Source organism: Yersinia massiliensis CCUG 53443 (genome assembly GCF_000312485.1).
Lineage (GTDB): Bacteria > Pseudomonadota > Gammaproteobacteria > Enterobacterales > Enterobacteriaceae > Yersinia > Yersinia massiliensis.
On record NZ_HE997648.1, the window covers coordinates 139,578 to 151,796 of the forward strand.

Genomic DNA, 12,219 nt, shown 5'->3' on the forward strand with positions numbered 1-12,219 from the left:
AGCCCATGCGTCCAGCAGACCGAGCAGCACAACAAGTCCGCCCATTAACCCTGACCCGTAATTACACGAAACACGCTGAAGGTTCCGTGTTGGTTGAGTTTGGCGATACCAAAGTATTGTGCACCGCCACGGTGGAAGAGGGTGTTCCGCGCTTTCTAAAAGGCCAAGGTCAAGGCTGGATAACCGCTGAATACGGCATGCTGCCACGTTCTACCCATAGCCGTAATGCTCGCGAAGCGGCAAAAGGTAAGCAAGGTGGGCGTACATTAGAAATTCAGCGCCTGATTGCCCGCTCTTTGCGCGCCGCTGTCGATTTGAAGAAGTTAGGTGAGTTCACCATTACTTTAGACTGCGACGTTTTGCAGGCTGATGGCGGCACGCGTACTGCTTCTATCAGTGGCGCTTGCGTCGCATTGGCTGATGCCCTGAATAAATTAGTGGCTAGCGGTAAATTAAAAGCTAACCCAATGAAAGGGCTGGTTGCCGCTGTTTCTGTCGGGATCGTGAAAGGTGAAGCCCTTTGCGATCTGGAGTACGTGGAAGATTCTGCGGCAGAAACGGACATGAATGTGGTGATGATGGAAGATGGCCGCATGATTGAGGTGCAGGGCACCGCAGAAGGCGAACCTTTCAGTCACGAAGAATTACTGGCGTTGCTGGCGTTGGCTCGTGGGGGGATAGAAACTATCTTCCAGGCGCAGAAGGCGGCGTTAGCGCAATAGTTGATTTAGGCGACTTAGTAGTCGCCTTTTTTTTGCCTGCAATTTGAGGCACCCCATAAATAACCCGAGTGGTTAATGTCGGTAGTCACAATCTGGAAAGGAGAAGTCCCCATGAAAGCCTATCAGCGCGAGTTTATTGAGTTTGCGCTTAACAAGCAGGTGTTGAAGTTCGGCGAATTTACCCTGAAGTCTGGGCGAATTAGCCCTTATTTCTTTAATGCAGGGTTGTTTAATACCGGGCTTGATCTGGCAAAACTCGGGCGTTTTTACGCCGCAGCATTAATGGATTGTGGTGTGGAGTTTGATCTCTTGTTCGGGCCTGCCTATAAAGGCATCCCAATTGCAACCACAACGGCAGTCGCATTGGCAGAGCATCATGCGCGCGATGTACCTTACTGCTTCAACCGCAAAGAAGCGAAAGACCACGGTGAAGGCGGCAGTTTAGTGGGGAGCCCGTTACAAGGGCGAGTCATGCTGGTGGATGATGTTATCACCGCTGGCACTGCGATTCGTGAATCAATGGAAATCATTAATGCCCAAGGCGCAACACTGGCCGGCGTGATGATTTCATTGGATCGTCAAGAGCGCGGCCGTGGTGAGATCTCGGCGATTCAAGAAGTTGAACGTGATTATCACTGCAAAGTCATCTCGATTGTGACGCTAAATGATGTGGTGAGTTATCTGGAAGAGAAGCCGGAAATGGCCGACCATCTGGCGGCGGTACACCGTTATCGTGAACAGTATGGCATTACCCTTTAGTTGTTGGTGATGAGTGGTGGAATAGTTATTGATGATGAAGAGTTATTGGTGACGAGCCTTCGTCACTAATACGCAATATTGTTGAGTATCGTGCTGTATTTCCTCTGAGGGGCGGTGCAGTACGATATTCGTTTTTGATTTTCCTTCCCGCCAAAATACGCCCTACCATTGCTCCCCATTGCAGAATGACTGCAAAAATCCGCATTTACCTCTTCTGACACTTTGAATAGCTGCTTTTTCATACATTTTCCTCATTAATCATTTTGGGGTATTTGTCTGGTTGATCTCACTGCATTTCTGTTGTTGCCCCCGCTTGAAGCGTTTCAGTTCTTAATTTCGAGTTAAGGGTGCAATCCAGTACAACTAATAATTTCCATATTGTTATGAGGGTGTTATTTTCCGCGCAAGCACGGATAAAAAAGAAGTGACACTCAATCATCAATGAGAACAAAGCGACAGGCTGCCGTGTATTTCTCCAAAAGGACATAGTTATGAAAGCTTCAATATTTAAAAGTCTTTATTTTCAGGTGTTAACGGCGATTACACTGGGCGTCTTATTAGGTCATTTCTATCCTGAACTTGGCGCTCAGATGAAACCACTGGGTGATGGATTTGTTAAACTAATTAAAATGATTATCGCACCCGTGATTTTCTGTACTGTCGTGACCGGCATCGCGGGCATGGAGAGTATGAAGGCCGTAGGCCGTACCGGTGCGATAGCGTTGCTCTATTTTGAGATTGTTAGCACCATCGCACTACTGATTGGTCTGGTGATTGTGAACGTGGTGCAACCCGGTGCTGGCATGAATATCGATCCGGCGACACTGGATGCCAAAGCGGTTGCGCTTTATGCTGAGCAAGCCTCGCAGCAAGGGATTGTACCCTTCTTACTCGATATCATCCCTGGCAGTGTGGTAGGGGCGTTTGCGAGTGGCAATATTCTGCAAGTGTTGCTGTTTGCGGTGTTATTCGGCTTTGCGCTGCATCGTCTGGGTGAGAAAGGCCAAATCATCTTCAATGTTATCGAAAGCTTCTCCCGCGTTATTTTCGGTATTATCAACATGATCATGCGCTTGGCACCTCTTGGGGCGTTCGGTGCGATGGCTTTCACTATCGGTAAATACGGTGTGGGTAGCTTGGTGCAACTGGGGCAGTTGATTGTCTGCTTCTACGTCACCTGTATCCTGTTTGTGGTGGTTGTGCTCGGCTCGATTGCCAAATTTAACGGCTTCAACATTTTCAAATTTATCCGTTACATCAAAGAAGAACTGCTGATCGTCTTGGGGACATCATCTTCTGAATCCGTGCTACCACGTATGCTAGATAAGATGGAAAAAGCCGGTTGTAAGAAATCGGTGGTTGGATTGGTTATTCCGACGGGTTACTCATTTAACCTGGACGGCACGTCTATCTACCTGACGATGGCCGCGGTCTTTATTGCACAAGCCACCAACACCCATATGGATGTGATTCATCAGGTTACCTTATTGGTGGTGCTGTTACTCTCCTCCAAAGGCGCGGCAGGGGTGACGGGCAGTGGCTTCATTGTGTTGGCAGCAACAATTTCTGCGGTAGGGCATTTACCACTGGCTGGGTTGGCACTGATTCTGGGTATCGACCGCTTTATGTCAGAAGCCCGTGCGTTAACTAACTTGGTGGGTAACGGTGTCGCAACCATCGTGGTAGCGAAATGGTGTAACCAACTGGATAACGATCAACTGCAAGCCGTGTTATCGAATAAAACGCCGCCGAATAGCGAAATAAAAGGCAGTGTTTCTTCCTCTTGATCGATAAATAACCCATTTATCGGCGAGTTTCAAAGATTCAGACTTTTCACATAAAAACCGTCAGTGGCTAGCTGTCACTGGCGGTTCCTACGTAGATAGAACATCCCATCCCCCGTTTTTTTGTGTTTATTGTCCTTTAACTACTATTTTTTACACTGATGAGTGACATCCGCAAAAGCACGCGGTCTAACACAATGGTACACTCCCATCTCCGGTTTTCACGGTGGTGATAGCCGTTGATTTTTAACCTAATGATGTCGGCATATGATGTGCTTTTGAACGTGGGATGACTCATCCCTGCCTTTATGGCTGCGATATCGAGCATGGGTCGCGGATATGCTGAGCATTAGACGTTCACGTTAAGCACAAGTGACTTACGTAAAATTGTATTATTTATACCCGAGGTAATTGGCGTTGCAGGTAGGCCGTTAGCGATGCACTGACTTCAGTCAGGGAAGGCAGCTAACCGCACTGTAGCTTCAAACGAGAAGGGTTAAAATTGGATAGATTATTAAGTAGGGGTTCACATGCAGGGCACCAGAATTCGTCTTATAGTGGGTGGATTATTGTTGGCGGCCGCCAGCAGTAATGCGCCGGCTGAAGCACTACAACCCGATCCTGCTTGGCAGCAAGGGAAGTTAGAAAACGGGTTTTCATGGCAGATGCTGGCAACGCCGCAGCGCCCAAGCGATCGAATCGAATTACGTCTGGTCGTCAATACAGGTTCATTAGCAGAAAGCGCGCAGCAAGTGGGTTTTGCCCATCTGTTGCCACGCTTGGCATTATTGAGCAGCGCGAGCTTTACGCCTGCCCAACTTCAGTCGCTGTGGCAGCAAGGGGTCGATAACGAACGCCCGTTGCCACCGGCGATCACCTCTTATGACTTCACGCTATACAGCCTGAGTTTGCCTAATAACCGCCCTGATTTGCTGAAAGAAGCATTGGCTTGGTTATCCGATACCAGCGGTAAGTTGGCCGTCAATGAGCAAACGGTGAATGCGGCGCTAAACAGTGCCACCGATCCGATTGCCACTTTCCCGCAAAATATTCAGGAGCCTTGGTGGCGTTACCGGCTTAAAGGTTCTTCGCTGATTGGGCATGATCCGGGCCAGCCGGTGGCGCAACCGGTAGATGTCGAGAAGCTACAACAGTTTTATCAGCAGTGGTATACCCCTGATGCCATGACATTGTACGTGGTGGGGAATGTGGACAGCCGCAATATCGCGGCTCAAATCAGTAAAACTTTCTCGGAACTGAAAGGGAAGCGCACGACACCGGCCCCGATTGCGATGTTAGCGCCATTACCGCCAGAGCCGGTGAGTTTGATGGGTGAACAGGCGACGCAAGATACGTTATCACTGATGTGGGATACTCCTTGGCATCCGATTCAAGACTCCGTTGCATTAAGCCGCTACTGGCGCAGTGATTTAGCGCGTGAGGCGTTGTTCTGGCATATCCAACAAGTGCTGAATAAGAACGATCAGAAGAACCTGAAGTTAGGCTTTGATTGCCGTGTGCAATATCAGCGTGCCCAGTGTGCTATTCATTTGAATACGCCGACGGAAAATCTCACGTCGGGGATGACGTTTGTTGCCCGTGAATTGGCCGCATTGCGCACCAATGGCTTGAGCCAGGCTGAGTTCGATGCGTTGATGGCGCAGAAAAATGAGCAGCTCAGTAAGCTGTTTGCGACCTATGCTCGCACTGATACTGACATTCTGATGAGCCAGCGCCTGCGTTCACAGCAAAGTGGTGTGGTTGATATCGCGCCAGAGCAGTATCAAAAACTGCGGCAAGCATTTTTGTCGGGCTTAACATTGGCAGAGTTGAATCAGGAATTGAAACAGCAGTTATCGCAAGATACCACGCTGATTCTGACGCAGCCAAAAGGCGAGCCGGAAGTGAATGTGAAGGTGTTGCAAGAAGCCTATAACGCAATTATGACGCCGCATACGGTAGTGCCAGAGGATGCGGTACCAGTCGCGAGTGCGGAGGCGGTGCCGCCGACGCCAACGACCGCTCAGTGATTTTCTCTGATCGGCTACTGCGCTTTGCCATTTTAGGATTGGGCAGTGCTCGTCATCCTCACGTACTGCGTGTACGCTCCGGTGACTGTGCGCTGTCCGCACCTAAACTGTCTTTGCTCGCAACGCCTTGATAAATTTGAAAACGATTATTGATCATCTACGGCTGAGCCTCTGATGGCTCAGGCGTAGTAGGTTGGGCTTTTTGATGGCAAATGCTGAGCGAAGGGGAAACGTGCCGTTAACCCCTTCGAACGCGATCCTGAGTTAATCAGACCGCAGGCATTGCCGCCAATGGGATGATGGCACCACGATACTGAATCACTGTACTGGCCGTTAAGTGGCCACGTACGGCTGCATCATGGGCGCTGCCACCGGTCAGGCGAACCGCCAGATAACCGGCACTGAAAGAATCCCCAGCGGCGGTGGTATCCACCACTTTTTCTTTCGGCAATTTGACCGCCGGAACATCGTATTGGTGTGCTTCAAAGCCGTCTTTTACCCAGACGATGCAAGAATCCGCGCCACGCTTGATAATGATCTCACTCACGCCCAATGCTTGAGTACGATCAATCACCTGCTCTAATGGCTTCTCGCCCCACAGCATGTCTTCATCATCCAGTGTCAGGAAGGCGATATCCGTACAGGCCAACATGTCACGGTAGGCTTCTTGAGTCTCTTCTTTGCTCTGCCACAGACGTGGGCGGTAGTTGTTATCAAAGATAACTTTGCCACCATTTGCTCGACAGGCTTGCAGCAATTTCAGTAAGCGCTGGCGCGAGGCGCTGTCCAGAATCGCCAAACTGATGCCACTGAGATACAGATAATCAAATTTTTCCAAACGTTGGCAGATATCATCTGCTGCTGGGCTGGTCAGCCAGAAACGCGCAGCAGCATCATTACGCCAGTAATAGAAGGTACGCTCGCCAGTGCTATCGGTTTCGATGAAATATAGTCCTGGCAACTTATTATCCATACGCTGGATAAGGTCAGTATGGATCTTCTCTTGCTGCCAAGCGGTCAACATCTCTTCGCTGAAGCTATCAGTGCCGAGTGCCGTCACATAGTGCACATTCAGCGCCTGCTCAGAAACCTGACGGGCAACATACACCGCTGTGTTCAGCGTATCACCGCCAAAGCCCCGGCTAAGGTCGGAACCTTTTTGTGACAGTTCAATCATGCATTCGCCGATAACGGCAATATTTTTGCTAGTCATGGAAAGCTGGCCTATTCCTGAATGTGTCTGTGATGAGAGTGGTTTAGGTTAGTCTCACTGCTGACTCCGCCAGAGTCAATAGTATTAAAACGACGTTTTAGATTTTTTATGATATAGGTTGGGAAACTGGCAAGTTTCCCACGCAGATGGGCAAAATTATGACGATTTTCGAAGGTCAGTGACACACTGACCCCCAATCCCCCAGTTATCGGTATCCACCTCATCAATCACCACCACGGTCGTTGCTGGGTTTTTACCTAAGGTGTCGACTAAGAGTTGAGTCACGCCAGCGATCAGCTGTTTTTTCTGTTCAGCCGTGGCCCCTTCGCGAGTAATCTTAATATTTACATAAGGCATATTCATCTCCATTAAGTGTAATGGCATTATTGAGTTATCTACTATAGATGGCTTAAAAGTACCGCGCCAACTCGCCTGAGAGCAAGAATCTGTCATGACACAATATAAAGTTATGGTCTCTGGAGTCGATAACATGTCCAGAAGGAATCACCTTTACCACAGGATGTCATCGAACGGTCGGCGGTACGAACTGCCATTAGGGTCTGATGACATAAAACATGGCGACTAAACTGATGATGACGAATAAAGTATCAGGTTTGCTAGCGCCATCCTTTGCCGCCATTGATCGTAATAAAGGACAGAGCTTCTGGCGGCAATGTCAGCGTCGGTACACTTTTCAACCTATCTATCGCACATCCGGAGCGTTACTGGCGATCGAGTTACTCACGGCTGTTTTTCACCCTTCATCGCCGGATACTCGCCTGAATCCGGAGGATTACTTCAATGCCATCAGTATCGGTGACCGCTTAAATGTGGTGCTGGAACAACTGAACATGATCAAGCAGTGGCACGCAATATTTGTTCACCACTCAGTGTTGGTGTCGATCAACATCGATGGTCAGGCGTTAATGGCGATGCAAGATGACAGACAGGCCAAACTGCTGATAGACGCTATGCCTTATGTCCGCTTTGAATTACTCGAGCATGTCGATACCTCCCTTGATACCCCCTTTGCGCGCATTGCCGAAGCTGATCGACTGTGGCTGGACGATTTTGGTAGTGGGATGGCGAATTTCACGTCATTTCTGAGTTGGCGCTATGAGTACATCAAAGTTGCCCGCGATCTGTTTATCGTTTTGCAAGAAAGTGATGTTGGGAACCAACTGTTTTTCACGCTAATCACCTTGATGGACCGCTACAGTAAAGGGGTGATTGTCGAAGGCGTAGAAACCTCACAAGAGTGGGCTATGGTACAACGTTCTGATGCCGCAGCCGCGCAAGGTTATTACCTTTCTCGACCCACCTCATTTGATCGATTACAGGCGCTGCCAATGCTGTTTTGTGGCTAATGTTTTATGAGTGCTAATGTTTTATGAGTACTAATGTTTTATGAGTGCCAATGCTGTGATTTCCCCGCTGTTGCCTCTCCAGCGTCACGGCATTGATCTGCCCAAATAATGGATTCTATCCCATCATCGACTATGGTTAGTGTAGTCTTCTAAATCCACAGTATTCATCGGCTCATCACTTTCCTGACTGATTTTTCGACTAAAATACCGCAAAGTGACCCTCGAATAAGCACACCATAACGGTGGATTTAGCATTATCTTCTGATGACTGGCATGGAGCTATTATGACCAAAACTGGAAAAGTGCTCACGGGCATTGGCGGCGTGATTGTTCTGTTGGTGGTGGCGATGATTGTGTTTGTGATGACTTTCGACTGGAATCGCCTCAAACCAACGATTAACGAAAAAGTGTCCACTGAATTGCAGCGACCATTTGCCATTCGTGGCAATTTGGGGGTTGATTGGTCCCGAAAAGGCGATGAACCAGGTTGGCGCGGCTGGGTGCCTTGGCCACATATTCATGCAGAAGATTTGGTGTTGGGCAATCCACCGGATCTAGTGAGCGATAAAAAGGCCGACGATAAAACCGATTCTACAGCATTTCCCTCCGGTGAAATGGTCATCCTCAAACGAGTCGATGCGAGCATCGCACCGTTAGCCTTACTGGCGAAAGAAGTCTGGATCCCCCGAATTTGGCTAACACAACCGGATGCTCACTTGTTGCGGCTAGCTGACGGCAAAAATAACTGGACGTTTCATCTGGCCAATAGCCCAACAGAAGGTGAGAACACCGCATCCTCTTGGTCGGTCAATATCGACGATATCGTTTTTGACCGTGGTGAAATTAACCTGAACGATGCCACTTTAAAAGCGGACCTGCGCGCTGTGATTGATCCCTTGGGTAAACCTTTGCCATTCGCCGAAGTGACCGGCACGGACAACAAAGAGAAAAAAGGCCAGCAGGCTGCAAATAACGGGCAAAGCAACACGGAAGACTATATTTTCGGTTGGAAGGTTGACGGCAAGTATCAGGGCCAGCCATTGACGGGCAGTGGCAAAATTGGCGGTATGTTGTCGATGAGTGACGCGAGCCGGCCATTCCCGTTGCAGGCTGATTTACGCTCGGGCTCAACTCGAATCGTGGTGGCCGGTACTTTAACGGACCCGGGCAATCTGGCGGGTTTGGATTTGCAATTGAAATTCTCGGGTGCGAGCTTGGATAACCTCTATCCGCTTATCGGTGTATTACTGCCCGCGACGCCGCCTTACAACACCGATGGCCGCTTAGTCGCGAGCCTCAAGCAAGCGGGTGGCGCAGTTTATCGCTATGAAAACTTTAACGGTAAGATTGGCGACAGCGATATTCACGGTGATTTGACCTATGCCGCCAGCCAACCGCGCCCCAAATTAACCGGCAAAATGTCATCAGAGAAATTACGCTTTGCCGATTTAGCGCCATTGATTGGGGCTGACTCCAATCAGGAAAAAGCGAATCGTGGCGAGCGAAATCGCCAACCGGCTAATAAGGTCTTACCGACTGAAAAGTTTGATACCAAAAGCTGGGACGTCATGGATGCCGATGTGACCTATGCAGCGAAACGTATTGAACGCGATAAATCATTGCCGCTGAGTAACCTGTCGACGCATGTGGTGCTGAATAATGGGGAGCTGTTACTCGATCCATTACGCTTCGGCATGGCAGGGGGGAACTTGAATGCGACACTACGGCTGAATGGCAACAAGAACCCGATGCAAGGCAAGGTTGATCTCCATGCCCGCAAGCTGCAATTGAAAGAGCTATTGCCAGAGGTCACGGCGATGCGTAACAGCTTGGGGCAACTGAATGGCGACGCGTCCTTTACGGCGAGCGGTAACTCGGTTGCCGCCCTACTGGCCACCAGTAATGGCAACCTACGTTTGCTGCTCAACCAAGGATTGATCAGCCGCAGTTTGATGGAGTTACTGGGTCTGAATGTGGGTAACTATGTGGTGGCGAAGTTGTTTGGTGATGATGAGGTGAAGATTAACTGTGCAGTGGCAGATATTCAGCTACGTAATGGGCTAGCCACACCACGGTTGTTTGTCATCGATACCGAAAACGCCATTATCAGTGTGACGGGCAATATTAACTTCGCGACCGAACGATTGGATTTATCCATCGATCCAGAGAGTAAAGGGCTGCGTATTCTGACCTTACGTTCCCCGCTCTATGTGAAGGGGACGTTTAAGCAACCGGATGCGGGAGTCAAAGCGGGGCCATTGATCGCCCGAGGCACCATTGCGGCGGTGTTGGGGGTTGCGCTGACGCCAGCGGCGGCATTACTGGCACTGATTTCCCCCAGCGAAGCTGAAGAGAATCAATGCACACCCTTGCTGAATAAAATGAAGCAGAAAAAATAACTAGCTAGCTAGTGTATCGGTGGTTGGGGAAGCAACTGACAAGCGTGATCCTGCAACTCCTCCACTGATGCACGGTGTAGCTTCGACACACTGGCTTTACTGGCAAGCAGCAAAAATTCACCGTTCGGCAAAGCCGTCATGGCTAAACCATAACTGCCCATCTGATCTTTTGCCCCAGAGACTTCATCGGCGAGTAAGCGAAACGCGCCTAAATGTTGTAATTCGATTGCTGTGGTGCGCCGAACTAAATAATCATGGCCCAATAGGCCACCGGTTAAGGGTTGCCATTGTGGGCTGAAATTGGCCACATGTGCTGCTAGCGCCTTTTTTACCTCTGGTTTCAGGCAAGAGATATGAATATGTAACTGGTTCTGAGAGCGGCCAAATTGCGAATTAATGGTGAGGGAGATAATTGAATCATCAATGGGCGCGCCATATTTATCAGCCATAAAGTGGCGAGCTTGCCAAGCATCCCAAAAGTAGTTCGGGCTGTTGGCCGCGAGTATCTGAGGGCTTTCTATACCTGTGACTTTTTCCGTCGGCATCAATAAATATTGCAATGGCCCATGCATATCTTTGTACACCACAAATCCCCCCTGAGTATCAACCTCAACGCAAGGCTGCGGGTCATGATTGGCTTCCATATTCGGCACGCATTGTTGGCTGACAATTCGCCACAATGCATCGGCATGATTAGAGCGCGTTTGGTAGGCTGCAAGCAGTCCAATAACCGCTATCAACACCAATATAATCCCTCTAAATTCCGTTTTTTTTATCGCGCGTGACATAGGTGGTCCTTCACTTTAGATGATGGGCCATCAGTGTAATGACAAATTTGAAACAAGGGCAGACCCCATGATGCTGAGTTAGCATTATGGGGTGTTGGCCTTAGTGGGTAGGGGGTTAACGCACTAACGTGTTTTTTCGCCTGAACTTGGCGGTAAGGTGTCGTCCTCAGCATATTGGGCCGTGGCAATCCAAGCGGCGCAAAAGAGGGTCAATCGAGCAAAGAAGTAGAAAAAAGCCATCAAACCAATAACGGAACCAAATGCTGCGCCAGATGGTGAACTGGCAAGGCGTGGCAGCATCATGGTCATAATAAATTTGATAATTTCAAAGCCGATAGCCGCAATTAGCGTACCGCGCAGCAGGGCTTTTTTCTTGGGTTTATGTCGTGGCAGAATCCAGAATATCCATAAAAATAACAGATAATTAGCGGCTATCGAGATCGACATTGCAATCAAGGTCATGGCAGGTCGTAGCCATTCAATATCCCCCAGCCCTAATGCGTTGACGATGGCTGATTGCGCCGCACCCGCGATAGACGTCAGTGAGAGCGTGATAATGAGCGCGACAACTAACCCGATGAGCGAGACAAAATCGCGAGCATAGCGATAATAGAATCTCTCCTGATCCTGCGGGTTACGTTCCCAGACATCCCGTGACTGAGCGCGGATAGCTTCACGTAAATTCCCCATCCAACTGATACCGGAATAAAGCGCAATCGCCAAGCCGGTCAACCCGACCGTGGTTCGCTGCTGAATAGCGGTATTGACCGTATTTTTGAGGGTGGCCGCTAGCGAAGGATCACTGATGGTATTCACGATTTTATTAATCAATTCAGCCAGTAGGTCAGGGTTTGATGCCAGAACAAAACCCACGGCGGCGAAAGAAACCATCAAAATGGGGATCAGTGACAAAAACGAAAAATACGTAATAGCAGCCCCAAACTGGCTACCTAATCGGTCATTAAAACGATCTGTGGCACGGATAAGGTGGGCGACCGCCGGATATTTTTTCACTCGCAGTGTCATTCGTGTCATATAAGAAATCGCTTTCTTACCCGATTCAATGCTCGACGACAGTGGTGCGGCGCTGTTTTTCGGTGCGTTCGGCATAATTCTCCTTAAATGCATTAATCCATGCCTTATGCAGATGATTCCTC

10 protein-coding genes are annotated in these 12,219 nt (G+C 49.2%); 6 read left to right on the top strand and 4 right to left on the bottom strand.

Annotation, left to right across the window (positions count from 1 at the left end; all coding sequences use genetic code 11):
* Positions 1 to 5: 5 nt before the first annotated feature.
* The 4 genes from rph to BN68_RS18775 all read left to right on the top strand — a co-directional run bounded on the left by rph (position 6) and on the right by BN68_RS18775 (position 5,295).
* Positions 6 to 722 (top strand): ribonuclease PH, encoded by a 717-nt coding sequence (rph, locus tag BN68_RS18760; protein WP_004705100.1) that lies wholly within the window; start codon positions 6 to 8, stop codon positions 720 to 722.
* Positions 723 to 833: 111 nt separating this feature from the next.
* Positions 834 to 1,481 carry an orotate phosphoribosyltransferase gene (gene pyrE, locus BN68_RS18765; protein WP_019212726.1) on the top strand — a complete coding sequence of 216 codons (648 nt, stop codon included), beginning with the start codon at positions 834 to 836 and terminating at the stop codon, positions 1,479 to 1,481.
* Positions 1,482 to 1,972: 491 nt separating this feature from the next.
* Positions 1,973 to 3,268 (top strand): dicarboxylate/amino acid:cation symporter, encoded by a 1,296-nt coding sequence (locus BN68_RS18770; RefSeq protein WP_019212728.1) that lies wholly within the window; start codon positions 1,973 to 1,975, stop codon positions 3,266 to 3,268.
* 527 nt (positions 3,269 to 3,795) lie between these two features.
* The gene (locus tag BN68_RS18775) at positions 3,796 to 5,295 is read left to right on the top strand and encodes a M16 family metallopeptidase (protein WP_019212729.1); all 1,500 of its coding nucleotides are present in this window, start codon (positions 3,796 to 3,798) and stop codon (positions 5,293 to 5,295) included.
* A gap of 268 nt (positions 5,296 to 5,563) precedes the next feature.
* On the opposite strand, the gene kdgK is transcribed toward BN68_RS18775, so the two are convergent.
* Together kdgK and BN68_RS18785 are read right to left on the bottom strand one after the other, a co-directional pair.
* Positions 5,564 to 6,508: a 2-dehydro-3-deoxygluconokinase gene (gene kdgK, locus BN68_RS18780; protein WP_019212731.1), complete on the bottom strand. Its 945-nt coding sequence runs from the start codon at positions 6,506 to 6,508 to the stop codon at positions 5,564 to 5,566.
* 156 nt (positions 6,509 to 6,664) lie between these two features.
* The gene (locus BN68_RS18785) at positions 6,665 to 6,865 is read right to left on the bottom strand and encodes a 2-hydroxymuconate tautomerase family protein (RefSeq protein ID WP_019212732.1); all 201 of its coding nucleotides are present in this window, start codon (positions 6,863 to 6,865) and stop codon (positions 6,665 to 6,667) included.
* A gap of 218 nt (positions 6,866 to 7,083) precedes the next feature.
* Here BN68_RS18785 and pdeH point away from each other — a divergent pair, with 218 nt between their 5' ends.
* Complete coding sequence (gene pdeH / locus BN68_RS18790) at positions 7,084 to 7,875, top strand: cyclic-guanylate-specific phosphodiesterase (RefSeq protein WP_019212733.1); 792 nt, start codon at positions 7,084 to 7,086, stop codon at positions 7,873 to 7,875.
* 284 nt (positions 7,876 to 8,159) lie between these two features.
* On the top strand, positions 8,160 to 10,274 hold the full coding sequence (locus BN68_RS18795) for an AsmA family protein (RefSeq protein WP_019212734.1): 2,115 nt from the start codon (positions 8,160 to 8,162) through the stop codon (positions 10,272 to 10,274).
* Positions 10,275 to 10,282: 8 nt separating this feature from the next.
* Here BN68_RS18795 and BN68_RS18800 read toward each other — a convergent pair whose 3' ends face one another.
* The gene (locus BN68_RS18800) at positions 10,283 to 11,062 is read right to left on the bottom strand and encodes a CDP-diacylglycerol diphosphatase (RefSeq protein WP_019212735.1); all 780 of its coding nucleotides are present in this window, start codon (positions 11,060 to 11,062) and stop codon (positions 10,283 to 10,285) included.
* Positions 11,063 to 11,185: 123 nt separating this feature from the next.
* Complete coding sequence (gene yhjD / locus BN68_RS18805; RefSeq protein WP_019212736.1) at positions 11,186 to 12,172, bottom strand: inner membrane protein YhjD; 987 nt, start codon at positions 12,170 to 12,172, stop codon at positions 11,186 to 11,188.
* Positions 12,173 to 12,219 lie beyond the last annotated feature (47 nt).

Excerpts from the sequence above, each read along its gene's own strand:
- rph (WP_004705100.1), top strand. The coding sequence starts at position 6 with ATGCGTCCAGCAGACCGAGCAGCACAACAAGTCCGCCCATTAACCCTG.
- pyrE (WP_019212726.1), top strand. The coding sequence starts at position 834 with ATGAAAGCCTATCAGCGCGAGTTTATTGAGTTTGCGCTTAACAAGCAG.
- BN68_RS18770 (WP_019212728.1), top strand. The coding sequence starts at position 1,973 with ATGAAAGCTTCAATATTTAAAAGTCTTTATTTTCAGGTGTTAACGGCG.
- BN68_RS18775 (WP_019212729.1), top strand. The coding sequence starts at position 3,796 with ATGCAGGGCACCAGAATTCGTCTTATAGTGGGTGGATTATTGTTGGCG.
- kdgK (WP_019212731.1), bottom strand. The coding sequence starts at position 6,508 with ATGACTAGCAAAAATATTGCCGTTATCGGCGAATGCATGATTGAACTG.
- BN68_RS18785 (WP_019212732.1), bottom strand. The coding sequence starts at position 6,865 with ATGCCTTATGTAAATATTAAGATTACTCGCGAAGGGGCCACGGCTGAA.
- pdeH (WP_019212733.1), top strand. The coding sequence starts at position 7,084 with ATGGCGACTAAACTGATGATGACGAATAAAGTATCAGGTTTGCTAGCG.
- BN68_RS18795 (WP_019212734.1), top strand. The coding sequence starts at position 8,160 with ATGACCAAAACTGGAAAAGTGCTCACGGGCATTGGCGGCGTGATTGTT.
- BN68_RS18800 (WP_019212735.1), bottom strand. The coding sequence starts at position 11,062 with ATGTCACGCGCGATAAAAAAAACGGAATTTAGAGGGATTATATTGGTG.
- yhjD (WP_019212736.1), bottom strand. The coding sequence starts at position 12,172 with ATGCCGAACGCACCGAAAAACAGCGCCGCACCACTGTCGTCGAGCATT.